This is a genomic window from Mangrovibacillus cuniculi (genome assembly GCF_015482585.1).
In the GTDB taxonomy this organism is placed as follows: domain Bacteria; phylum Bacillota; class Bacilli; order Bacillales; family R1DC41; genus Mangrovibacillus; species Mangrovibacillus cuniculi.
This window is the reverse complement of the sequence record NZ_CP049742.1, coordinates 793,333-817,304: the sequence shown is the minus strand read 5'-3', so window position 1 is coordinate 817,304 and position 23,972 is coordinate 793,333. Positions and strand designations below refer to the sequence as shown.

Here is a 23,972-nt window from a genome sequence, read left to right as displayed (position 1 = left end):
AGGTTTGAACGGTCCGCTTAAACGTCACGGTCAAGCTAAGATGTTTTTAAAATATATGACAACATGTATAAAGATAGACGAAAGAACCACACTATTCTTAAGTAAAAGACTAGCTAGGGGGTTAAAACGTGAAAAAACTTATGATTATTTCCATTATTAGTTGCTTTATGATTATGGGCTGTCAAAAATCTGCAGCTGAAAAAGAACAACAAGCTACTGGTGATGATGTTCCAAGAACTGTAAATGTAAAAAATAGTACAATAGAGCATGTTGACCGTAAAACTGGTATGCAAATCTCTAAACACCTTGTGAATTTAGCAACTGCTACACCGAATGTGAAAGATGCTACTGCAGTAGTCTTAGGTAAACTTGCGATTGTAGGAATAGATGTTGATCAAAATCTCGAGCGTTCTGAAGTTGGTTCTATTAAATATACTGTAGCGGAAGCATTACAAAATGATCCATATGGAGCAAATGCGTTAGTCGTAGCAGATCCCGATGTTTATGGTCGTTTAAAAGAGATCAATCAAGATATTCGTGCTGGGAAGCCACTTCAAGGCATAGCAAACGAGTTAGCAGATGTTGCGGGCAGACTCATCCCTGAAATTCCTGCAGACATTATAGATCCAAATCCTCAACAAGTAAAAGAGGATAAACGAGATGCGGTAGAAGGACAAGATAAGGATTCACTTAAGAAACAACAAGAAGATCAATCCAATCAATACCTTCAGAAGAAGGATTAATACAAAAACACCCCAAAAATATTGTTGGGGTGTTTACTCTTGTTGTCTTAAAGCATTCCAAACAAGCGAATCAATCGCTTCCGCTTTTTTTGCATCATATGTTTTAGTGAATGTTGGTTCACTACTCATACTAGAACCATAAAACATAATATCACGGACTTCCGTTACCTCTAAAACACACTTCACCAAAGGAATTGGAATTCCGTCTAATTGATTTTGTTCTATTTTTACTTTTCCACTAATAGCATACGTCGTGCCATCAAAAATAACGGTAACAACAGCATTAGGCAACTTTGCAATATTTTGAACAAGTCTAGACCTAGCATCTATTGCAAAGGCCAACCTATTTTCTGATAAAGCCACTAACCATGATATAGCAGTTACATGAGGTACACCAGTCACATCTACTGTGGATATTGTTACGTACCTTTCTTTTTGTAGATGTTCATACAATAAAGGATGAAGCTGTTCTTGTACTTCTCTCATACATTACTCCCTCCTATAATCATCTAATCCAAAGGAAGACAATTTGTCCTCTTATGGTATAGTATTAGTATACAAAAAAACACGCGTATGCGCGATGGTTAGGAGTAAGAAGATGCGAGTAAAATGTATATTATGTGATAAAATTGAGACCCTTCCAGATGATAATCCTGAGGCTAAAAAATTACGAAATCGTCCCATCCATACATACATGTGTTTAGACTGCCAGAATAGGATTGCAGAAAAAACAGTAGAAAGAAAAAAAGACGGAAATTTTCGTATTTATAGAGGCCGTTTAATGCAAGAGGACTTTTAAATGATAAGAGGACTTATTGTTGGAACACTCAGTGGGTTTGTTCTAGGATTTTCGTTGAAATGGATAGAGATGTTGATGGATAAAAAAGTCTATATATTACTTCTAAATATTGACTTTATCCCAATTCTTGGAGAATACACATTTGCTGAATGGATTGAATTCGCCTTCCATTTAATCATTTCTCTTATAATCGGTATCCTTTACGTATTTATTTTGGAAAAAGGAATTTTGGGAAGTTGGCTTAACAAGTGGAGTTTGGCAGCGGTCCTTACATTCCCAACTTTATTTTTGTATTTCCCTTTATCCATGTTGGCAATAAAAGATGTCCCACCACCAACGGATTATCTTGCTTTTCTCTATTGGGTGATTGGTCATGTTTTATATGCTATTAGTTTACCTATCATCTTTAATTTGTTCCCTAAACGATAATATCTTCTTTTACTAGGTGCTCTTTGTTGCGATTTGTAACGTTAGAGCACCTTTCATTTTTTTAACATGCGCTCTTCTCGCTCTTCCCCCGCTCTTGACCACAATTTAAGATATACAGACTTATACATATGTTTTTATTGTTTAAAGGAAAATCATCTAAGAGCTAGCCACATCACGTGGCTAACGATGAGTTGTTACTGGTCACATAACAAAAAAGACACCTGGAGATGACCACCCAGGTGTCTAACATTATTATTCAGCAGCAGCTTGCTCACGCTTTAATCTGATTTTATATATAACCAAAATCGCAGCAGCAACAACCAGTCCTTCAGCTATTGGTAAAACGATCCCTAAAAACGAAAGAACGGTACATCCTGCGAATAAGAACAGGTAAATCACTAGAGATTGCAAAGGTTTTAACTTCTTTGCAAACCCTAATTTATATACCACAATACAAAGGGCAACAATGGTTAAATACAATAACATCATCCCTTGCTCTGAATTTTCATCCACTCGATAAAGAGCAGCAAAAAATGATAATCGTTCTTGTACATCCATGTTACTTCCCCTTAGATTGTTACATTATGCGTTTTGTTCTGCTAATTTCTTCTTTTTCGTAAGACGATCACGCTCATTCTTATCAAGAACTTTTTTACGTAAACGGATTGATTCTGGAGTTACCTCTAGAAGCTCATCATCGTTTAAGTATTCTAAAGCTTCTTCAAGCGTCATGATACGAGGTTTTTTAATCGTAACCGTTTGGTCTTTGTTCGCTGAACGAACGTTTGTAGCTTGTTTTGTCTTTGTAATATTAACCGTAATGTCGTTTTCACGAGTGTGTTCCCCTACTACCATACCACCGTAAATTTCCGTACCTGGTTCAACAAAGATTGTACCACGGTCTTCTACTTGCATAATACCATAAGTAGAAGATTTACCAGTTTCCATAGAAACTAGTACACCTTTCGTACGTCCACCAACTCGTCCTTCTACAACTGGCTGATAGCTATCAAATGTATGGTTAATGATACCATATCCACGAGTAAGTGTCATGAATTCAGTAGAGTAACCAATTAATCCACGAGCCGGTACCATGAAGATTAAGCGAACTTGACCGTTACCGTTGTTCACCATATCAAGCATTTCACCTTTACGTGAACCTAGTGATTCGATAATGCTTCCTGTATGCTCTTCAGGTACATCAATTTGAACACGCTCTACTGGTTCACACTTTACTCCATCTACTTCACGGATGATTACTTCAGGCTTTGATACTTGAAGCTCGTATCCTTCACGACGCATGTTTTCAATTAAGATGGATAAGTGAAGCTCTCCACGTCCTGAAACCGTCCATGCATCAGGGGATTCAGTAGATTCTACACGTAAACTTACGTCTGTTTGTAGTTGCGCTAATAAACGCTCCTCAATTTTACGAGAAGTAATCCACTTACCTTCACGACCTGCGAAAGGACTGTTATTAACAGAGAATGTCATTTGTAGAGTAGGCTCATCGATACGAAGAACTGGAAGTGCTTCTTGATGATCTACAGGACAAACTGTTTCACCAACGTTAATGTCTTCCATACCAGAAATCGCAATTAGGTCTCCAGCATGTGCTTCTTGAATTTCAATACGCTTTAATCCTAAGAAACCAAATAGTTTTGTCACACGGAAGTTTTTCACTGATCCGTCCAGTTTCATAAGGGAAACTTGTTGTCCAACAGAAATAGTTCCTCGGAATACACGTCCAATACCAATTCGTCCCACATAGTCGTTGTAGTCTAAAAGAGCAACTTGGAATTGCGTAGGCTCTTCACGGTTATCAATTGGAGCAGGAATGTGCTCAACAATTGCATCATAAATTGATTGCATGTTTTCGTCTTGATTAGCAGGATCTGGATCAACACTTGCAGTTCCGTTAATTGCAGAAGCATAAATAACAGGGAATTCTAATTGATCTTCGTTCGCATCAAGCTCGATAAATAATTCTAGTACTTCATCAATAACTTCTTCAGGACGAGCAGAATCTTTATCAATCTTGTTAACTACTACGATAGGTGTTAGGTTTTGTTCTAATGCCTTCTTAAGTACAAAACGTGTTTGAGGCATACAACCTTCATATGCATCAACAACAAGTAAAACGCCATCTACCATTTTCATGATACGTTCTACTTCTCCACCAAAATCGGCGTGTCCTGGTGTATCCAGGATATTAATTCGAGTATCTTTATACTGTATTGCAGTATTTTTTGCTAAAATAGTAATACCACGTTCTCTTTCTAAATCATTTGAATCCATTGCACGTTCTTCAACGTGTTCGTTAGAGCGGAAAATACCAGATTGCTTTAATAGTTCATCTACTAAAGTTGTTTTACCATGGTCAACGTGGGCAATAATAGCAATATTTCTTAAATCATTTCTTTTATTCAATCTATTCACTCCTAGTGATCATGCATAAGCATGGGATAGATACTTTAACTCGACTATTATATCATAGTAATGGGAGAGCACAACTACTGTTTGGGGGAACTTACATGAAAAACATCAAATGGGGCTTTATAATGTTATCCATGTTAACTGTTTTAGCTATTATGAGTATTGGTGTAGCAATAGCTGAAAGAAGTATTCTTGGTATTGTTGCAAGTATCTTACTGGTAACAATTATTATGGGTCTTGGCTTCAAAACGAAAAAGAAATTGAGAGAACGAGAGAACCAATAAGAGCAGCAAATAAACACGTCCTTCAATTGTAAGGACGTGTTTATCTTTTGTTATAAGGTCATTCAAAACTCACCGTATGACGTGACTGGTAATGATACAATCCACTTTAGCGGTTAATAATGTTCATTAATTCATCATGTAATCCCGGCCTTGCCACGACCACTGGTGAAGAATCCGTTAAGGATAAAGGTTTGCCTTCTAGATTTGTACAAATACCACCTAATTCTTTTAAGATAACCATACCCGCTGCAAAATCCCACGGAGATAATCTCATTGTGATGTACGCATCAAGCGTGTCCACTGCAATGTATGCCATTTCAAGAGCTGCAGAACCATATGATCTAGTACCACGAGCTTGCTTGACTATCGGGATTAACCGTTCATGATTTACACGCTTATTGGGAACTACCCAAGTGGTATTTAACCCAACAATTGCCTCTTTCAACTCAACAGGTTGAAGAATTGGCAACTGTTCTCCGTTATAAAAAGCTCCTTTACCATTTTCCGCATGATAAAGTTCGTCGTTCATTACATCATATATGTATCCTAACTTTCCAACACCCTCTTCATAGATGCCAATGGAAATCGCAAAATTACGTTGTTGATGGACAAAATTCATGGTTCCGTCTATTGGATCAACAATCCATACAATACCTTCTAGGGTTTGAACATCGTCGCCAAAACCCTCTTCTCCTAATAATCGATGGTTCGGAAAATGATCCTTTACCTTTTCTATAAAGAATTGTTCTGTTTCACGATCAATATTGGTAACTAAATCGTTTGCATTAGATTTTGATTCAATTGTTAGACGCTGTTGGAGTGACGTTAAAATACGACCTCGAGCTTCTACTAACCACTTTTGGACTAACTGATCAACCATACTCCAATCCATACTATGCACTCCTTCATCATTCATACCTTTAGCCTACCCAAACAAGTAAAGATATTCAAGTTTCTTACCTTTGAAATGAGTCTTTGTTTAATAGATAATGAGTATATGAAGACTCATTTAAGGGCAAACCACATCACGCGGTTAACAAGGAGTTGTTACTGTTCACGTAACAAAAAATAAGAGGTAGTCAACAACATTGACACCTCCTATAAACCATTCTCATAAATATTCTCCTTAAAGTGCCTTATACACATTCAACTCATTTCTAATGCGTTTGAGCGTTGCAATCGATGCATCTTTTTGTGTCAAATTGTTTTCTTGCATCGCTTCAAATAAAACAGCTAATTCATAATTTAATTCCAATTTTAGCGTGGCTACCTGCTGCTCAACTGACTCGGTTTTCTTAGAGGCTTGAATCATTTTCTTCATAAATTAACACCTCTTATCAGAATTTTCAGATATTATACTTTGTATACTATATGCATCGTCTAGGACACTCGTAACAAAAATAGGCTAAGCAACTCGCTATTTGTAAAGAATAACTTTATGGTACGATATATTCATACTACCCGTTTTACAGGAGGAACAAACAATGTTTACAGGATTTTCTAAAGAGGACTTTAATACGTTTAAAATAGAGGGTCTAGAGGAAAGAATGGATGCGATTAAAACTAGGATACAACCTAAATTCGCTGATATTGGGAACGAGTTAAAAGACGACCTTCAGGCACTAGCAGGGAATGAGCTTCACGTACACATTGCTAAGCATGCTAGACGAACAGTAAATCCACCTAATGACACTTGGATGGCTTTTTGTCATGATAAACGAGGGTATAAAAAACACCCACACTTCCAAATTGGTCTTTGGGATGATCACCTCTTTGTTTGGCTAGCGTTTATTTATGAATTGCCAGGGAAAGATGAAATCGCTCGTAAGTTACAAAAAGAAATAACCAACCTACACGAGCTTCCAAACGATTTTGTCTTCTCTATGGACCATATGAAAAAGGAAGCGAAGTTGTTACAAGATCTAACAAGTTCAGATCTTGAACGCTTTGAAAATGTGAAAAAAGCAGAATTTCTTGTAGGAAGACAATTAGCAGTACAAAATCCGATCCTTTCAGACCGAGAAGCGTTTTTAGAATGGGTATTAGAAACATATAGACCACTAATCCCATTCTATCGCAACGCTTTTTAACACAAAAGAGACTGGGGCAGAACAAAAAGGTACATTTCGAAAAAACGAATGTACCTTTTTTGCGTTGTATTTAAGAACATAATACTGCAGAATTAGTGCATTTATAGAATAATTCTTTGGGATTGGAGCGGAAGGGGGCGACTCCTACGGGATAGGTGGGTTACTGAGACCCCACAGGAGCGTTCTTGAACTGCACCCCAATTGTTGGACACACATTCCACAGTTGGAGGTGTGTTTTTTTGTCCCAATTTTCTAAAGAACAAAAGTTACTTGCTGTTTATCGATATCAAACTGAAAATGTAAGTTATCGCTCGTTATCCAAAGAACTAGGAATTGATCCTTCGGTCCTTCGACATTGGGTGGCATTAGTTCACTATCATGGAGATACTGCGTTTGCCTTTCCCTATACAAACTATTCTTCAGCCTTTAAACTAAAAGTAATTAAATCCGTTAAAGGCTTGGACTATTCTATTAGGAAAGCAGCTGCTATTTTTCAAATTCCTGATCCTTCTATGGTGCGTAAATGGATTAGGAAGTGGGAAAGTCAAGGATCCCAAGCCTTTCAAGAAGAAGTGAGGCTAGTAGACATGACCAAATCAAAAAATACCAATCAAGATAAACAATCAAATCCATCAATAGAAGAACTTCAAAAAGAACTGGATTATCTGAGAATGGAAAATGCTTATTTAAAAAAGTTGAAAGCCTTAGTTCAGGAAAAATCACCAAAGAAATGAAAGCCAAGGTAATATATGAACTAAGGCATGAATTCCCCGTTAAAGACCTAGTTAAAGTAGCTAGAATTTCAAGAAGCACTTACTATTTCATTGTGAAGTGTTGGCAAAGAAAAGATCCTGATCGAAAATGGAAACGACGCATTAAATTCATCTATAAAAAACATAAAGGTCGATTAGGATATAGACGAATTACAGACATTCTCCAAGAAAAGGGTCACTGTATAAACAAAAAGAAAGTCTATCGTATCATGGGTGATTTGGGGTTACGCTGTATAGTAAGAATGAAAAAATATCAATCGTACATCAGTGGGTTCGGAAAAGCTTCTGAAAACATATTAAATCGTAATTTCCATGCCTCAAAGCCCAATCAAAAATGGGTGACAGATATTACGGAATTTAAACTATTTGGACAGAAACTATATTTCTCACCTATATTAGATTTATTTAATGGTGAGATTATTTCCTATACCCTTCAAACAAGACCGACATACGATCTAGTAGAAAATATGATGCTCCAAGCCCTTACTCGTAAAAAAACAAGTGATGATTTATTAATTCACTCAGATCAGGGGTGGCATTATCGAATGCCCCAATATCGTCGATTATTGAAAGATCACAATATCACCCAAAGTATGTCTAGAAAAGGAAACTGTTACGATAACGCAGTTATAGAGAACTTCTTTGGGATATTTAAATCAGAATTTATACAGTTAGAACAATTTGAGAGTGTAGAGCACTTCATACATGAATTAGAAAACTACATTTTTTACTACAATAACTTAAGAATTAAATCTAAACTAAATAGAAAAAGCCCAGTTGCCTATAGAAGAAATTATGAGCAAGCTGCTTAAATAATCTGTGTCCAATTTCAGGGGGCAGTTCATCTTCAGCGACGAGGAGGCTCAGCAACCCGCCCCGTGGAAAGCGTCCCCCTGCAGTGGAAATCCCAGTGCAGTCACTTTCGGGTTTTGTCCCAGCCTCTTTTTTACATCTTTATTTTCTCTTTCCCATCTTTTAACTGAGATACAACTCTATAAGAAGAAAAGCCACTTGCCTCTTCAAATTCTTTGTCCAATCGTTTTTCTTCTGATTTACTTGGAACTACTTGTTTAAATGCTTTATAACGTTCCTTTAATTCTGCTGCTGGAATGCCTTTTTCATAGGCTTGTTCAATTGCCTGATAAAAATCAATAACAAGGACAATCTCATCTGTTGTCCAATCCATATCAAAAGGATATGCGTATTCCTTTTCTCCACCTACATGTCTACCCATTTTTCTTTCACTTCCTTTATTTCTTGTTTCATTCGGTTAAATAGCTCTTCAACAGTAGGTTCATCATGTATGATTCCTACACATTGCCCTGCCCATCCGAATCCGTCTTCTACTCTTCCTTCGTGGATATATGCTTTATTAGATTGTCCACTTATAAGAGTCTTTAGTTGGTCATATGTATAACCTCTTTTTTCCTTATCGATAATATCATTGGTCCAATTATTAGACAAGGCGCGTGCAGGTGCACCTAGAGTTTTCTTAATAATAACCGTACTATTTTCATCCATTTTTATTATATCTTCTTTGTAGTTTTTTGAAGCCAAAACGCACTCCTTGGTAGCAATAAACCTAGTGCCCATTTCTACCCCGTCGGCCCCTAACGCTAAAGCTGCCATTAAGCCGCGCCCGTCCGCAATACCACCAGCCGCTATAACAGGAATAGATACAGCATCCACGACCGAAGGAATTAACACCATCGTACCTATTTCATCTCTGCCAAGATGGCCTCCACCTTCATTCCCAACCACCATTACTGCAGATGCTCCTAGCTGTTCTGCTTTTATTGCTTGTCTTTTAGATGATACAAGAACTAAGGAGTGAATGCCTGTCCCCTTTACTTTGTCTAATAAAGGAGTGGGATTTCCACCTGTAATGGAGATGACTGGTACTTGATTATCCAAGGCCACAGTTAGCATCTCTTCATAACTCCTGCCATGTTGCCCAATAGCAAAATTAACACCATATGGTTTTGAGGTTCTTTGCTTTACTAGTCTTATTTCTCTTTCTAATTGTGCTGGCCCTTCCATAGACATCGCAGTTAGTTGCCCCAATCCACCTGCGTTACTAACAGCAGAGGCTAATTCATGATAAGCTAAATGAGCCAAACCACCCTGTATAACAGGAAACTCGATAGACAATAGTTCAGTTACTTTTGTTCTCATTATACTTTCTCCTCACACAGTTTATAATTTGCTATGCATCTGTATCGTTTAATGCTATAATTCATTTGTTTTTTAAAAGAATAAGAACTTGGCGTTAAGAAAACACTTCGCTTTCTTAGTACCCATTTCCTTCTATATATACTTAAAAAAAGAGGTGTAGTATGAATTGTCAAATCAACAGCAAACTCCATTATTTTCAGGACTTCTAGCACACGCTGAAAAAAATCCTACTCAATTCCATATCCCAGGTCACAAAAAGGGAACTGGTATGGACAATGAGTTCCGTTCTTTCATCGGAGATAACGCTTTATCTATTGATCTAATTAATATCGCTCCATTAGATGACCTTCATCAACCAAAAGGGATGATAAAAGAGGCTCAACAATTAGCTGCAGAAGCTTTTGGTGCAGACCATACATTCTTTTCCGTTCAAGGAACTAGTGGTGCTATTATGACGATGGTTATGGCTGTTTGTGGACCAGGCGAAAAAATTATTGTGCCAAGAAACGTCCATAAAAGCGTTATGTCTGCTATTGTCTTTTCAGGGGCTGTTCCCATTTTCATTCACCCTGAGGTAGATGCAGAGCTAGGTATCTCACATGGCATCACAGTAGACGCCGTTTCTAGAGCACTTGAGGAACATCCAGACGCAAAAGGGTTACTAGTTATTAACCCCACTTATTTCGGTGTGGCTGCGGATTTAAAACGAATTGTAGAACTTGCTCATGAGTACGAAATTCCTGTTTTAGTAGATGAAGCTCATGGCGTTCACATTCACTTCCATGACAAGCTTCCTCTATCTGCAATGCAAGCAGGAGCTGATATGGCCGCTACTTCTGTTCATAAACTTGGTGGGTCCATGACGCAAAGTTCTATTTTAAATTTAAAAGAAGGCTTAGTGTCACCTAAGAGAGTCCAATCCATATTAAGTATGCTGACTACTACCTCCACTTCTTATCTTTTGTTAGCTTCATTAGATACTGCGAGAAGACAACTTGCCATTCATGGTTATGAACTAGCGGAAAAGGCTATTCAATTAGCGGAGCAACTAAGAATTAGAATAAATGAAATAAACCACATTTCTTGTGTGGGGGAAGAAATCTTAGGCACAAAGTCAACGTATGACTTAGATCCAACGAAACTTATCATTTCCATTAAAAATCTTGGAATAACAGGTTATGATGCAGAAAAGTGGTTACGTGAAAAGTATACAATTGAAGTAGAGATGTCTGACTTAAATAACATTTTATGTATCGTAACACCTGGTGACACAATGGAAGATGGGGAAAAGTTAATACAAGCCTTACAAGAGCTTTCCGACACTTGCCAAGACCAAGTAAAGGAAACTTCCTTTGATGCGGTATTGCTACCTGATATACCTGTATTGGCTCTAAGTCCAAGAGATGCGTTCTATGCTTCTACAGAAGTAGTTCCTTTTGAAGAATCTGTAGGTCGTATCATTGCTGAGTTTGTAATGGTGTATCCACCTGGTATTCCAATCTTTATCCCAGGTGAAATCATTACTGAAGAAAATCTCCATTACATTCAAAAAAATATTGAAGTTGGTTTACCTGTCCAAGGACCGGAAGATCACACTCTAAAAACATTACGTGTCATTAAAGAGCGTCGAGCTATTCGATAATAATTAGTATCAAAACATTCTTGAATAAAATTAATCTTTATATAAAAAAACAGGTGGATTTTTAATTCTCACCTGTTTTTTTATGATTAGCATTAGATTTTTGAAAGAATTTGTACTGCAGTCACTATATATCTAGTTATCTATTTATCTACGAAAATCTCTTTCCTCATGACATTTCCCTTGGCAACAGTCTGTATGTGCTGCATATAACACCTGCGTATTTTCCCCTTCGATATGATCCACCGTATCTTCACAATGCTGACAAATGATAATGACCATGATTATCTCCCCTTATCTCGTTGTGATGTAATCGCTTTCTAATTTGATTATATGCAAGAGCAGAAGAAATATCAACAAAATTGTATAACATATTTTAATATTGTGTCATACTATTAATAACCTCTTACTAAAATATCAATTGTATGACATTTCGTTTAAAACGCCGTTTTTCGACACTTTCAATGATAAAATAACAGTAACCATTTCCTTAAACTAGGAGAGATAATATGAAAAAAACGATCCTATTTTTACTGATTATCTTAACAAGCGGTTGTGTAGGCTTCCAACAAAATACTCTACATAATCCTCAAGGTGTAAAAGCTTACTTTTTTAGCAGTGAAAAAAGTTATTCTGAAGAAACCCCCTACTACGATGCACTAATTAACCTAAAAGAAACGTATCCAGAGCCATTCCAATCTATGACAGTGTTTTATGACGACTCAAACCGTCAAGAATTTAGATCATTTAATATTTCAGAAGCACCAACGTTGCTAATTATGAAAGATAATGCAGTACTACTAAAGATTAACGGTGATCTAGAGAAGAAAACGATAGAAAAAATAGTAAAAGAGGCTCTAGAAGATGCTATTTAAACCTCCTGTTGGACATAATAGGAAATTAACTCTTCTAACATACGTTCACAATCAGAAAAATCCATCCCTAAACTATTTACTAATCCTGTGTGAATGGACCAAGAACCCCCTAATGCATAGGGAGATACATTTTCACTAGTGATGGCCGTAGTAACACGAGCCTCTTTTTTCAAAATTTCTTCTATTTTCGTAATCAATTGATCCATTGAAATATCATTTTTAGCCCCAGCATTTATTGGTCCAATAAATGTAGACTCTCCCATATGGTATAAAAACTTAGCAGCTTCCTTTGACAAAATAAAACTATATCTATTTTGTAAAGACTCTATGCCGATATCCTGATTATTTTTCACTTTCATTACATGATTTTTCAACCTGTTTGTATAGTCATCTTTCCCAACTACAATAGGAAATCTAACTGCTACACTATCAAAGTCTGTTTGGGTAAACAAATGGGCTTCAGCAGCTCTCTTCGCTTCTTGATACCCTTCATACCCTTTATAGTCCCCTCTATTTTTATAAATATATGTATAGGTATTTGGATTAAATTCGTCTTCTTTCCGCTGTATACCAAATTCATAGACAGCCATGGTAGAAGTGAAAACATAACGCTTTACTTTATCCTTTAGCGCATCACACGAATAGCGCATTTCTACTGGCGAAAAACAAGATTGATCATAGACTACATCCCATTGTCGTCCTTTAAATGCTTGGATCAAGCTAGATTTATCTTCTCGATCAATAGTTAACCTCTTTATGGTCTCACCAAACGAATCTTGTGTGCGTCCCCTAGTTGCGATAGTTACTTCTTTTCCCTCATCTATTAACAACTGTACTAACCTTTTACCAAAGAAACTTGTACCTCCTAAAACTAACACTTTTTTCATACTATCCCCTCCTTTTTAGTAATAATTATATTGATTGTCATGCTAAAAGTATAGATTCATGCTCTATCTCGTTAAAGTAAGAAGTGGAGGCTCATCTCAAGGCGGGCGATGAGTTGTTACTGGTCACACAAAAAGGGCTTGCAGAGATAAACTCTACAAGCCCAAACTACATTATTTTACAACGTGAATTGGCATACCAATTGCAATTTCAGCTGCTTCCATAGAAATCTCACCAAGAGTTGGATGAGCATGGATTGTCATAGCGATATCTTCAGCAGTCATACCTGCTTCAATCGCTAATCCAAGTTCAGCAATCATATCAGACGCGCCAGTACCAGCGATTTGAGCACCGATTACTAGTCCATCTTCTTTACGCGTTACTAATTTTAAGAAGCCATCTGTTTGGTTAAGTGCAAGAGCACGACCGTTAGCTGCGAATGGGAATTTAGCTGCAACAACTTCAATTCCTTCATCCTTCGCTTCTTTTTCTGAGTATCCTACAGAAGCTAATTCTGGCTCTGTGAAACATACTGCAGGAATTCCTAAGTAATCGATTTCTGCAGGGTGGCCACCGATTACCTCAGCAGCAATCTTACCTTCGTAAGAAGCTTTATGAGCTAGTGGTGGTCCTTCTACGATATCACCGATTGCAAAGATGTTAGAAACGTTTGTACGACACTGCTTGTCGATTTTAACTAAGCCACGCTCCGTTAATTCCACACCAGCTTGTTCAAGTCCTAGGTCATCCGTGTTAGGACGACGTCCAACTGTAACTAGAACATAATCAGCTTCTACAGTTAGCGTTTCACCTTTCGCTTCATAAGAAACGACAACACCATCAGCAGATTCTTCCACGCCTTTTGCCATTGCATTCGTAATGATGTCAACACCTTTTTTCTTCAGGTTCTTTTTCACTACTGCAGTCATTTGCTTTTCGAATCCACCTAGAATTTCATCAGTACCTTCTAGGATCGTTACTTTTGTGCCAAAGTTAGCATAAGCAGTTCCAAGTTCTGTACCGATATATCCGCCACCGATTACAACTAATTTTTCAGGGATTTCTTTAAGTGATAATGCACCAGTAGAATCAAGTACACGCTCAGAATATTTGAATCCTTTGATCTCGATTGGACGAGAACCAGTTGCTAGGATAGCGTTTTTGAATTTGTACGTTTGAGAGCTCTTTTCATCCATAACTTTTACGTTAGTAGAATCTACAAAGAAAGCTTCTCCACGAACGATTTCAACTTTATTACCTTTTAACAGACCTTCAACTCCGCCTGTTAATTTTTTTACTACGCCAGCTTTCCATTCTTGAACTTTAGAGAAATCAACAGTTACGTTCTCTGCTTTAATCCCCATGTCTTCTGAATGTTGAGCTGTTTCATAGCGGTGAGCAGCTGAGATAAGAGCTTTTGAAGGAATACATCCAACGTTTAGACAAACTCCACCTAAGTTACCTTTTTCTACGATTGTTACTTTTTGACCTAATTGTGCCGCACGGATTGCTGCTACGTATCCACCAGGACCAGCACCTACGACGAGAGTATCTGTTTCGATTGGGAAATCTCCTACTACCATTGAATTACGCCTCCATTAATAATAATTCTGGATCGTTCAATAGACGCTTAATGTGGTTAAGCGCATTCTGAGCTGTTGCTCCATCAATGATACGGTGGTCAAAGCTCAATGATAATGCTAACACAGGTGCTGCAACAATTTCACCATTTTTTACTACTGGCTTTTGTGCAATGCGTCCAATTCCTAAAATAGCTACTTCCGGATGGTTAATAACTGGAGTGAACCATTGTCCACCAGCTGAACCGATATTTGTAATTGTGCAAGATGCACCTTTCATTTCTGCAGGAGCAAGACGTCCATCACGAGCTTTACCAGCTAAATCATTAATTTCATTTGAAATGGTAAACATTGATTTACGATCTGCATTTTTTACAACAGGAACTAATAGTCCTTTATCCGTATCTGCAGCGATACCGATGTTGTAGTAATGCTTCTGAATGATTTCACCAGCTGCATCATCAATAGATGTATTTAATACTGGGTATTCACGTAGAGCACTTGTTAAAGCTTTAACAACATAAGGTAAGAATGTTAACTTAATACCTTTTTCTGCCGCAACATCTTTAAACTTCTTACGGTGATCCCATAGTTTTGTTACATCTACTTCGTCCATTAATGTAACGTGAGGAGCCGTTTGTTTAGAGTTAACCATAGCTTTTGCAATAGCTTTACGAATACCAGACATTTTCTCACGAGTCTCAGGGAACTCTCCTTCTGGTACAACTTGAGCTGCTGCTGGAGCTGTAGTCTCTTCTTTTGCAGTTGTTGTTTCTTGTGTTTGTACTTCTTCTGTTTTCGCTTCAGTAGAAGCAGTTGCTCCACCGTTTACGAATGCATCGATGTCTGATTTAAGAATACGGCCATTGTCGCCAGAACCAGTAACAGCTTTAATATCGATACCTTTTTCACGAGCATATTTACGTACAGAAGGCATAGCGATAATACGACGAGAAGAGTCTACTTCTGCTGCAGGAGCTGCATCAGTTGCTTCCGCTTTTGGAGCTTCTTCTGCTTTCGCTTCTTCTTTAGCAGGTGCTTCATCTTCATGGTCACCTTTAAATTTAAGATCTTCATATCCAGGAGCGTCAAACTTAACAAGAACATCTCCTACAACTGCAACAGTTCCTTCTTCTACAAGGATTTCCTCCACAGTACCTGCTACTGGAGATGGAATTTCAACAACTGCTTTATCATTTTGTACTTCTAAAAGCACATCATCTTCTGCTACTTTATCACCTGGTTTAATAAACCATTTTACGATTTCACCTTCGTGAATACCTTCACCGATATCCGGTAATCTAAATTGGAATGACACGTATTTCGACCTCCTATTGGTTATCTAGTAGTTACGTTCTATAAAAGGGGAGAAAGGCAGTTTAACCTGCCTTTCATTCATCTAATAATTAGAAATTAAGAACTTTCTTAGCTGTTTCGATTACATCTGTGTAGTTAGGTAACCATACTGTTTCAGCTTGAGAGAATGGGAATACTGTATCAGGAGCTGCTACACGAAGTACAGGAGCTTCTAAGCTTAATACAGCACGATCCATAATTTCTGCTACAACATTAGCTGCAATACCAGCTTGTTTTTGAGCTTCTTGAACAACGATTGCACGATTTGTCTTTTCAACAGATGCAATAATTGTTTCGATATCTAATGGTTGAATCGTACGTAAATCGATAACTTCTACAGAGTGACCTTCTTTTTCTAGTTCTTCTGCAGCTTTTAAGGATTCATGAACCATTGCTCCATAAGTTACAATTGTTAAATCTGTTCCTTCACGTTTCACATCCGCTTTACCAAGCTCAATTGTGTACTCTTCTTCAGGTACCTCTTGACGGAATGAACGGTATAACTTCATGTGCTCTAAGAATACTACTGGATCGTTGTCACGAATCGCAGCTATTAGTAGACCTTTTGCATCGTAAGGAGTGGAAGGAATAACAACTTTAAGTCCTGGTTGAGACGTTACTAAAAGCTCTAAGCTATCTGCATGAAGCTCAGGAGTATGTACACCTCCTCCGAATGGTGAACGAATTGTTACTGGTGCGTTATAAACTCCACCAGAACGGTAACGCATACGTGCTAACTGTGCATTTACAGAGTCAATTACTTCAAATACGAAACCAAAGAATTGAATTTCAGGAACTGGACGGAATCCTTCTAATCCAAGACCAACTGCTAATCCACCGATACCAGACTCAGCTAGTGGTGTATCGAATACACGGTCCTCTCCGAATTCTTTTTGAAGTCCTTCTGTCGCACGGAATACCCCACCATTTACTCCAACGTCTTCTCCAAATACAAGAACGTTTTCGTCATTACGTAGCTCAGTACGTAACGCATCCGTGATCGCTTGAATCATCGTCATTTGCGCCATGGCTTACTTCGACTCCTTCTCTTTGAAAATCTCATATTGCTCTTTAAGGTTGTACGGCATTTCTTCGTACATGATCTCCATTAAGTCCGTAACTTTTTGTTTAGGAGTAGCATCTGCTTCCTTAATAGCTTGTTTAATATCTTCTTTCGCTTGTTCAATTACTTCGTTTTCTTTCTCTTCAGACCATAGCCCTTTTGCTTCTAAGAACTTACGGAAACGTACTAATGGATCTTTCTTTTCCCACTCTGTTTCCATTTCAGAAGAACGGTAACGAGTTGGGTCATCTCCAGCCATTGTATGTGGACCATAACGGAAACATAGAGTCTCAATTAGAGTTGGTCCTTCACCAGCGATAGCGCGTTTACGAGCGTCAGAAGTTGCAACGTAAACTGCAAGTGGATCCATTCCATCTACTAAGATTCCTGGGATACCAGCTGCAACTGCTTTTTGTGCAATTGTTGTCGCTGCAGTTTGCTTCTCGCGAGGAGTAGAGATAGCGAATTGGTTATTTTGTACGAAGAAGATTGCAGGCGCTTTGAACGCTCCAGCAAAGTTAATACCTTCGTAGAAGTCACCTTGAGAAGAACCACCGTCTCCTGTATATGTAACTGCAACTGCTTCTTTCCCACGTTTCTTCAGACCAAGCGCAACACCTGCTGTTTGAATGTATTGAGCACCGATAATGATTTGAGGTGATAATACATTTAAGTCTTTCGCTGCTTGGTTACCTTTGAAGTGACCACGAGAGAATAAGAATGCTTGCGTTAGTGGAAGACCGTGCCAGATAAGCTGTGGTACATCACGGTATCCTGGTAAAATCCAGTCTGCTTGCTCTAGTGCGAAGTGAGAAGCGATTTGAGAAGCTTCTTGTCCTGCAGTTGGAGCGTAGAAACCTAAACGTCCTTGACGGTTAAGTGAAATAGAACGTTGGTCTAGAATACGTGTATAAACCATACGACGCATTAATTCTTGAAGTTGGTCATCAGAAAGATCTGGCATTAGATCTTCGTTTACTACTTCACCTTGTTCATTTAAGATTTGAACCATTTCAAATTGCTGTTCAATATGCTCGAGCGTTTTAACCGCATCGAATGGAGCCTTCTTCGCTTTAGAAGCCATTGAAGTCACCGTCCCTTTCCTTTATAAATTAAGATTCATATCACTGATAGCCTACCCTTAAGTCATTTGTTCATAACAAATTGACGAAAAAAACAAAGTACCCTACTTCAGTTTTCCCATTGTTTATGTTTTAAAACATTTGGATATAGAAGTAATTATACTCTGTATCAATAGAAATAGACGTCTCAGTAGTACAACCTAAATTATTTTCTTGTTTATCTTACACTACGTTAATTTTATTCGTCAACGGTTAAGAATAAAGCTTTCGACAATTTTCGTAAACTGTTCCACCAGAATGATACAGTAAACTGTATTAGTAACATTTCCATAACTGTATTATATCAGAGTAAAGGTTTGTAATCATGATACCAGCTTGTTGAAGGAGACATTTCAATCAGTGTGTTGTAGAAACGATTAGATACTCCTTCAAATGAAGAAAGAGATACTATCTGGCTTTTTGCGCCAGATAGTATCTCTTAGTTGTTTGAAGATGTAAATACATTTTCATATTTTTCATTCAACACTTCAGTCTTTTTTATAATTAAAGCATATTGTTTATTTACTTCATTTAAGTGTTCACTTAGCTCTTTTATAGAAACATTCTCTGCTTTCATTTTTTCGTACAGAACTTTATCCAATTGTACAGAACGGTAATATTCATTCATAACTATCGCATAAGATTTATGATAACTATTCCAATTCTCTAGAGATTCTTTTACCGCTTGATCTTCGTTCTTTGATGTTGCTTTCAAGACTTTATCCCACTTTTTTAATTGTTGATCTAAAATATCTTTTTCTTCCTGTACCAAAACTTCTCTTTCGTTTACCAATTCTATCGCCTCTAATGCGACTGATTGAATTGTTTCATGTTCTTTTGCAGATAATTTTGTTAGTTCTAAGTATAATTCATTTTCTTTAGACTCTCTCCTAGCTAACTCTGTATGGATAGATTCTAGTTTACTAGTAACATCACTCCATGAAGTCGCATATCGATTAATTGCTTGTTGATCACTTTCAAATAGCTGACAACCTGTCATTAGTATGAACAACGTAGGTATTAACAAGAAAAGTTTTTTCATCATGGTCCCTTCCCTCTAGTTACTCTATTATAGTAATATGTTATGCGTTAATAGAAACAATAGAACAAATAGGATGAAATTGACTTTACAGATGTTCCGATTAGGTTATGGTAAAATGCAAAGGATTAACCATTTTCATAGTTCATAAAGAGAAAAATTTAAGGTTCAAGGGGGTACTAGAGTTGATTACTAGTAAAGATATTATAAAAGAAGGTAGTCCAGTTCTAAGAGAAGTTGCGGAGGATGTCTTATTTCCACTTAGTGAAGAAGATAGGCAACTTGCTGAAGATCTTTTACTTTATTTACAGATGAGCCAAGATCCTGATTTAGCGACTAAATACCAGTTAAGACCTGGTATAGGTATAGCTGCACCACAAGTAAATGTTTCTAAAAGAATGTTTGCTATGAGGGTAACAGGAGAAGACGGGACATTTTATGAAGCAACGTATATTAACCCTAAAATTATCAGTCATTCAGTAGAAAAGACCTATTTAGCAACAGGAGAAGGGTGTCTATCTGTTGAAAGAGAAGTTCCAGGTTTTGTTCCCCGTTATGCAAAAGTAACAATGAAAGCCAAAACTATCCAAGGGGAAGATGTACAACTTCGTTTAAAAGGGCTGCCTGGTATTTGTGTCCAGCATGAAATTGATCATCTAAATGGCGTCATGTTTTATGATCACATATCACCAAACGATCCTTTTGCACCAGTACCGAATGCGACTCCGTTGGATAGAGACTAAAAAAAATCTGAGACAGCTGTCTCAGATTTTTTTATTATTTATCTAATAAACCAACTGTCACTAATCCATTTCTTATCCCATCTTGATCCACTGGTGTTGTTACGTGATTTGCGAATGATTTAACATAGTCAGATGCATTGCCCATAGCAATTCCTGTTCCTACTGTTTCTAGCATCTCAAGATCATTCAATGCGTCACCGAACGCATAGACATTTTCCATCTCAAAACCGGCTTTTTCAATAAATTTCTTAATACCTTCTGCTTTTGAACCACCCTTTGGCAAGACGTCTAAAGCAAGAGGATGCCATCTAATGAAGTGGAATTCTGGGAAATGAGAACGATAAAACTCATCATCTTCTTCCGTACAGAATAGCAACGTCTGCAATATATCTCTTCCTTGATAAAAATTCGGATCCACTTCTGGATAATCAAACTTTAAACTGCTCATGCTTTCTTTAATAAACGAGTGATTAGCTTCATTTGCCTTCATTGATTCGTGCGTCATGTAAACTAATGGATGATTCTTTTGGTTACAAACATCAATAAGTCTTGTTAGTTCCTCTTTGTCTAAAGGATTTGTGTATATCTCTTCTCCTTCAAACACTACATATTGACCATTAAAACTAACAAACGATTCTATAGATAACTCTTGTCGCAATAAAGGATACATAAACGGGGCTCTGCCAGTTGCAATCGCAGTATAAATACAGTTTTCTTGCAGAATACTTATAGAGTCCTTGGTGCTAGTTGGTACTTTCTTATCATGATCTAATAATGTTCCGTCGATATCAAAAAACACTATTTTCTTCATTTTCATCACTCCACTTCTTCTATCGGACAAACCATACTTTTTCTTTTCTATTTTGTCAATCATCTTATATACTTTCCAACCATTTACATAGTAAATCTGTGAATATTCCATATACTACCCATGTAGCTTAATTTGTCCGCGGAAAACGATCATCTTTATGTACGAAAAATGCCTAGATGCTTTTCCTTTATAGGAAAATCATATACAATAGACAGTAAGGAGTGAGCCACCATGTTTAGAAAGCTTAGAAAAAGGCTACTTAAACAGTGGAACGATCTTGTTTTAAAAAAACAAATTGCTTAGTAGCATTTGTAAACGCGTACTTAGCTAACCCAATAGTATGTGTTTTAAGCCCCCAAATGGAGGGCTTTTACTGCAACAAGCTGAATCTAGAACGCGATCGGTATTTCAGCTATAAATGGTCGGAGAATGAGGTCAACTCATTTAACCATATAGAACATTAGAAGAAGTTAGGAGAGAGTAAGATGGTTTATAAAGTATTTTTCCAAGAAGACAAACGTGAAGTTCCTGTTCGTGAACATACGAAAGTGTTGTATTTTGAAGCGAATAGCGAAAAAGATGTACGAATCTTTTTAAAAGATCGTCCATATAACATTGAATTAGTTCAATTGCTTACGGATGCCCACCTCCAGTACGAGCAAGAACATGAAGCATTCAACATCACGGAGAATCTTGCATAATGAAATTTGTTAAAAATGATCAAACAGCTGTTTTCGCCCTAGGTGGACTGGGTGAAATCGGAAAAAATACATATGGTGTTCAATTCCAAGATGAAATTATCTTAATTGACGCTGGTATAAAATTCCCAGAGGACGAGCTGTTAGGAATTGACTATGTCATTCCTGATTACACTTATTTAGTTAAAAACGAAGATAAAATTAAAGGGTTATTTATCACGCATGGTCATGAGGATCATATTGGTGGTATTGCTTACTTGTTACGTCAAGTTAATATTCCTATCTACGGTGGTAAGCTTGCAATTGGTCTATTAAAAAATAAATTAGACGAGCATGGACTTCTGCGTAAAGCAAAGTTAACGACCATCCAAGAAGATGATGTAATTAAGTTTAGAAAGACCTCTGTATCATTCTATCGTACTACACACAGTATCCCTGATTCCTATGGAGTGGTGGTTAAAACTCCTCCAGGAAATGTAGTACATACAGGTGATTTTAAATTTGACTTTACACCTGTAGGAGAGCCTGCAAACTTAACAAAAATGGCGGAAATAGGTAAAGAAGGTGTCCTTTGTTTACTTTCTGATAGCACAAACGCTGAAGTTCCCAATTTTACAATGTCCGAAAGAAAAGTTGGGGAAAGTATTCAAGACATTTTCCGAAAAGTTGATGGCAGGATAATATTCGCAACTTTCGCATCAAACATCCATAGGTTGCAACAAGTTGTTGAGTCTGCTGTTCAACACGGACGTAAAGTAGCCGTGTTTGGACGAAGTATGGAAGCTGCTATCTCAATAGGTTATGAGCTAGGATATATTAAGTGTCCTAAAGAAACATTTATTGAGCACAGTCAAATTAATCGCCTTCCAGCTAACCAAGTAGTAATCCTTTGTACGGGTAGCCAAGGGGAACCAATGGCGGCACTATCTCGAATTGCAAATGGTACACATAGGCAAATTCAAATTCACCCTGGTGACACAGTTGTGTTCTCTTCCTCTCCTATTCCTGGTAACACAATTAGTGTTAACCGTACGATCAACGCATTGATTCGCGCAGGTGCTGATGTAATTCACGGTTCTTTAAACGATATCCATACTTCAGGTCACGGTGGTCAAGAAGAACAAAAACTTATGTTACGTCTAATGAAGCCAAAATTCTTCATGCCAATTCACGGTGAATATCGTATGCAAAAGCAACATGCGAAGCTTGCTGTAGATTGTGGTGTAGAACCAGATAACTGTTTTGTAATGGACAATGGTGAAGTATTAGCCTTGACTTCCGAAACAGCTCAAATTGCAGGCAAAATTCCTTCAGGAAATGTGTACATTGATGGAAGTGGCATTGGCGACATCGGTAATATCGTATTACGCGACCGTCGTATACTTTCTGAAGAAGGATTAGTAATTGTCGTTGTCTCCATTAATATGGATGATTTTAAAATTGCAGCTGGTCCAGATATCATCTCTCGTGGTTTCGTTTATATGAGAGAATCAAGTGACTTGATTAACGAAGCACAGAGCTTGTTATCCAAACATTTAACAAAAATTATGGAACGCCAAACAACTCAATGGTCTGAAATTAAGAATGAAATCACTGATACTTTACAACCGTTCCTTTACGAAAAAACAAAGCGTCGTCCGATGATTTTACCTATTATTATGGAAGTATAAAAATTCCCCCGAGATTTTATCTCGGGGGCTTTTTATATGACTTATTTTTCATCCATTAAGTTTTTCTCAAAACGATTAATGTCTGAATCCGCTCCAATTACAATTAGAATATCTCCCTTTTGAATAGGATCAGTAGCCTGAGGAGAAACATTAATGTCTCTCCCTCTCTTAATGGCAACAATATTAATTCCAAATCTAGCTCGAACATCTAAATCAATAATTGTATTCCCGTTAAGCGTATCTCCTGCCACCAATTCAACAATGCTGTGTTCATCAGACAACTCTAGATAATCTAACACATTATTGGAAAGTATCTTATGCGCTATCCTTCTTCCCATATCTCTCTCTGGATGTACTACTTGATCTGCACCAATTTTTCGCAACACTTTCTCGTGATAATCATTTTGCGCTTTAACCGTTATATACCCTACTCCAATTTCTTTAAGCATTAAGGTAGTTAAGATGCTTGATTGAATATCATCTCCTATAGCAACAATGACATGATCGAAGTTTCTTAATCCAAGTTCACGTAACACCTGTTCATCTGTCGTATCTGCTACGACAGCATGGGAAGCTATATTAGCAAAATTACCTACTTTTTCTTCCGAAATATCTATCGCCATGACTTCTACGCCTTGGTCTACTAATTCCTTACATATACTTCCACCAAATCGCCCTAAACCTATTACGGCAAATTCTTTTCTCATATTCTCCCACCTTACTTATTCCTTTGTATCTTAAGTTTACCATAAACTATCATTAA

Annotated in this window: 27 protein-coding genes; 11 read left to right on the top strand and 16 right to left on the bottom strand. The window is 37.4% G+C overall.

Going from position 1 to position 23,972, the window contains the following annotated elements:
• Nucleotides 1-128: 128 nt before the first annotated feature.
• Nucleotides 129-743 (top strand): YhcN/YlaJ family sporulation lipoprotein, encoded by a 615-nt coding sequence (locus G8O30_RS04180; RefSeq protein ID WP_239673735.1) that lies wholly within the window; start codon nucleotides 129-131, stop codon nucleotides 741-743.
• Between the two features lie 33 nt (nucleotides 744-776).
• On the opposite strand, the gene G8O30_RS04175 is transcribed toward G8O30_RS04180, so the two are convergent.
• A complete protein-coding gene (locus G8O30_RS04175) occupies nucleotides 777-1,229 on the bottom strand; it encodes a pyridoxamine 5'-phosphate oxidase family protein (protein ID WP_239673734.1) in 453 nt (150 codons plus the stop codon).
• Nucleotides 1,230-1,341: 112 nt separating this feature from the next.
• On the opposite strand from G8O30_RS04175, the gene G8O30_RS04170 reads away from it, so the two are divergent.
• Nucleotides 1,342-1,542 carry a YlaI family protein gene (locus tag G8O30_RS04170; protein ID WP_239673733.1) on the top strand — a complete coding sequence of 67 codons (201 nt, stop codon included), beginning with the start codon at nucleotides 1,342-1,344 and terminating at the stop codon, nucleotides 1,540-1,542.
• Complete coding sequence (locus tag G8O30_RS04165) at nucleotides 1,543-1,971, top strand: hypothetical protein (protein WP_239673732.1); 429 nt, start codon at nucleotides 1,543-1,545, stop codon at nucleotides 1,969-1,971. It begins immediately after the preceding gene.
• Nucleotides 1,972-2,223: 252 nt separating this feature from the next.
• On the opposite strand, the gene G8O30_RS04160 is transcribed toward G8O30_RS04165, so the two are convergent.
• Both G8O30_RS04160 and typA read right to left on the bottom strand, forming a co-directional pair.
• Nucleotides 2,224-2,529 (bottom strand): YlaH-like family protein, encoded by a 306-nt coding sequence (locus G8O30_RS04160; protein WP_239673731.1) that lies wholly within the window; start codon nucleotides 2,527-2,529, stop codon nucleotides 2,224-2,226.
• Between the two features lie 24 nt (nucleotides 2,530-2,553).
• Nucleotides 2,554-4,401 (bottom strand): translational GTPase TypA, encoded by a 1,848-nt coding sequence (typA, locus tag G8O30_RS04155; protein ID WP_239673730.1) that lies wholly within the window; start codon nucleotides 4,399-4,401, stop codon nucleotides 2,554-2,556.
• A 104-nt stretch (nucleotides 4,402-4,505) separates the two neighbouring features.
• On the opposite strand from typA, the gene G8O30_RS04150 reads away from it, so the two are divergent.
• Nucleotides 4,506-4,691 carry a YlaF family protein gene (locus G8O30_RS04150; protein ID WP_239673729.1) on the top strand — a complete coding sequence of 62 codons (186 nt, stop codon included), beginning with the start codon at nucleotides 4,506-4,508 and terminating at the stop codon, nucleotides 4,689-4,691.
• Between the two features lie 106 nt (nucleotides 4,692-4,797).
• On the opposite strand, the gene G8O30_RS04145 is transcribed toward G8O30_RS04150, so the two are convergent.
• Both G8O30_RS04145 and G8O30_RS04140 read right to left on the bottom strand, forming a co-directional pair.
• Nucleotides 4,798-5,583: an inositol monophosphatase family protein gene (locus tag G8O30_RS04145; RefSeq protein ID WP_239673728.1), complete on the bottom strand. Its 786-nt coding sequence runs from the start codon at nucleotides 5,581-5,583 to the stop codon at nucleotides 4,798-4,800.
• A gap of 234 nt (nucleotides 5,584-5,817) precedes the next feature.
• Nucleotides 5,818-6,012, bottom strand: coding sequence for a hypothetical protein (locus G8O30_RS04140; protein WP_239673727.1), 195 nt, complete (start codon nucleotides 6,010-6,012; stop codon nucleotides 5,818-5,820).
• 163 nt (nucleotides 6,013-6,175) lie between these two features.
• Here G8O30_RS04140 and G8O30_RS04135 point away from each other — a divergent pair, with 163 nt between their 5' ends.
• Nucleotides 6,176-6,781, top strand: coding sequence for a YktB family protein (locus G8O30_RS04135; protein ID WP_239673726.1), 606 nt, complete (start codon nucleotides 6,176-6,178; stop codon nucleotides 6,779-6,781).
• A gap of 239 nt (nucleotides 6,782-7,020) precedes the next feature.
• Nucleotides 7,021-8,366 (top strand): IS3 family transposase gene (locus tag G8O30_RS04130; RefSeq protein WP_239673725.1). Its coding sequence is split into 2 segments (ribosomal slippage): nucleotides 7,021-7,483 and nucleotides 7,483-8,366, totalling 1,347 coding nucleotides; the frame shifts between segments, so codons are not numbered across the junction.
• Between the two features lie 134 nt (nucleotides 8,367-8,500).
• On the opposite strand, the gene G8O30_RS04125 is transcribed toward G8O30_RS04130, so the two are convergent.
• A complete protein-coding gene (locus G8O30_RS04125; RefSeq protein ID WP_239673724.1) occupies nucleotides 8,501-8,788 on the bottom strand; it encodes a UPF0223 family protein in 288 nt (95 codons plus the stop codon).
• On the bottom strand, nucleotides 8,773-9,729 hold the full coding sequence (locus G8O30_RS04120) for an NAD(P)H-dependent flavin oxidoreductase (RefSeq protein WP_239673723.1): 957 nt from the start codon (nucleotides 9,727-9,729) through the stop codon (nucleotides 8,773-8,775). The genes G8O30_RS04125 and G8O30_RS04120 overlap by 16 nt, the downstream gene beginning before the upstream one ends.
• A 166-nt stretch (nucleotides 9,730-9,895) precedes the next feature.
• On the opposite strand from G8O30_RS04120, the gene G8O30_RS04115 reads away from it, so the two are divergent.
• Nucleotides 9,896-11,371: an aminotransferase class I/II-fold pyridoxal phosphate-dependent enzyme gene (locus tag G8O30_RS04115; RefSeq protein WP_239673722.1), complete on the top strand. Its 1,476-nt coding sequence runs from the start codon at nucleotides 9,896-9,898 to the stop codon at nucleotides 11,369-11,371.
• Nucleotides 11,372-11,515: 144 nt separating this feature from the next.
• On the opposite strand, the gene G8O30_RS04110 is transcribed toward G8O30_RS04115, so the two are convergent.
• On the bottom strand, nucleotides 11,516-11,650 hold the full coding sequence (locus tag G8O30_RS04110; RefSeq protein WP_239673721.1) for a GapA-binding peptide SR1P: 135 nt from the start codon (nucleotides 11,648-11,650) through the stop codon (nucleotides 11,516-11,518).
• 227 nt (nucleotides 11,651-11,877) lie between these two features.
• Here G8O30_RS04110 and G8O30_RS04105 point away from each other — a divergent pair, with 227 nt between their 5' ends.
• Nucleotides 11,878-12,243: a hypothetical protein gene (locus G8O30_RS04105; RefSeq protein WP_239673720.1), complete on the top strand. Its 366-nt coding sequence runs from the start codon at nucleotides 11,878-11,880 to the stop codon at nucleotides 12,241-12,243.
• Here the strand turns inward: G8O30_RS04105 and G8O30_RS04100 are convergent.
• The 6 genes from G8O30_RS04100 to G8O30_RS04075 form a co-directional block, all read right to left on the bottom strand.
• Nucleotides 12,240-13,130 (bottom strand): NAD-dependent epimerase/dehydratase family protein, encoded by an 891-nt coding sequence (locus G8O30_RS04100; protein ID WP_239673719.1) that lies wholly within the window; start codon nucleotides 13,128-13,130, stop codon nucleotides 12,240-12,242. The genes G8O30_RS04105 and G8O30_RS04100 overlap by 4 nt on opposite strands.
• A 171-nt stretch (nucleotides 13,131-13,301) precedes the next feature.
• Entirely contained in the window at nucleotides 13,302-14,711 is a 1,410-nt protein-coding gene (gene lpdA, locus G8O30_RS04095) for a dihydrolipoyl dehydrogenase (protein ID WP_239673718.1), read from the bottom strand.
• Nucleotides 14,712-14,715: 4 nt separating this feature from the next.
• Entirely contained in the window at nucleotides 14,716-16,026 is a 1,311-nt protein-coding gene (locus G8O30_RS04090; RefSeq protein ID WP_239673717.1) for a dihydrolipoamide acetyltransferase family protein, read from the bottom strand.
• 88 nt (nucleotides 16,027-16,114) lie between these two features.
• Entirely contained in the window at nucleotides 16,115-17,092 is a 978-nt protein-coding gene (locus G8O30_RS04085; protein ID WP_239673716.1) for an alpha-ketoacid dehydrogenase subunit beta, read from the bottom strand.
• A 3-nt stretch (nucleotides 17,093-17,095) separates the two neighbouring features.
• Nucleotides 17,096-18,211 (bottom strand): pyruvate dehydrogenase (acetyl-transferring) E1 component subunit alpha, encoded by a 1,116-nt coding sequence (gene pdhA / locus G8O30_RS04080; RefSeq protein WP_239673715.1) that lies wholly within the window; start codon nucleotides 18,209-18,211, stop codon nucleotides 17,096-17,098.
• 476 nt (nucleotides 18,212-18,687) lie between these two features.
• The gene (locus tag G8O30_RS04075; RefSeq protein ID WP_239673714.1) at nucleotides 18,688-19,293 is read right to left on the bottom strand and encodes a YkyA family protein; all 606 of its coding nucleotides are present in this window, start codon (nucleotides 19,291-19,293) and stop codon (nucleotides 18,688-18,690) included.
• A 179-nt stretch (nucleotides 19,294-19,472) separates the two neighbouring features.
• Here G8O30_RS04075 and def point away from each other — a divergent pair, with 179 nt between their 5' ends.
• Entirely contained in the window at nucleotides 19,473-20,030 is a 558-nt protein-coding gene (def, locus tag G8O30_RS04070) for a peptide deformylase (RefSeq protein ID WP_239673713.1), read from the top strand.
• Nucleotides 20,031-20,064: 34 nt separating this feature from the next.
• On the opposite strand, the gene G8O30_RS04065 is transcribed toward def, so the two are convergent.
• Nucleotides 20,065-20,841, bottom strand: a complete 777-nt coding sequence (locus tag G8O30_RS04065; protein WP_239674486.1) for a Cof-type HAD-IIB family hydrolase — start codon at nucleotides 20,839-20,841, stop codon at nucleotides 20,065-20,067.
• 485 nt (nucleotides 20,842-21,326) lie between these two features.
• Here G8O30_RS04065 and G8O30_RS04060 point away from each other — a divergent pair, with 485 nt between their 5' ends.
• On the top strand, nucleotides 21,327-21,542 hold the full coding sequence (locus G8O30_RS04060; protein WP_239673712.1) for a DNA-dependent RNA polymerase subunit epsilon: 216 nt from the start codon (nucleotides 21,327-21,329) through the stop codon (nucleotides 21,540-21,542).
• A complete protein-coding gene (gene rnjA, locus G8O30_RS04055; protein WP_239673711.1) occupies nucleotides 21,542-23,209 on the top strand; it encodes a ribonuclease J1 in 1,668 nt (555 codons plus the stop codon). Before G8O30_RS04060 ends, rnjA begins: the two co-directional genes overlap by 1 nt.
• 41 nt (nucleotides 23,210-23,250) lie before the next feature.
• Here rnjA and G8O30_RS04050 read toward each other — a convergent pair whose 3' ends face one another.
• The gene (locus G8O30_RS04050) at nucleotides 23,251-23,916 is read right to left on the bottom strand and encodes a potassium channel family protein (protein ID WP_239673710.1); all 666 of its coding nucleotides are present in this window, start codon (nucleotides 23,914-23,916) and stop codon (nucleotides 23,251-23,253) included.
• Between the last annotated feature and the right edge of the window lie 56 nt (nucleotides 23,917-23,972).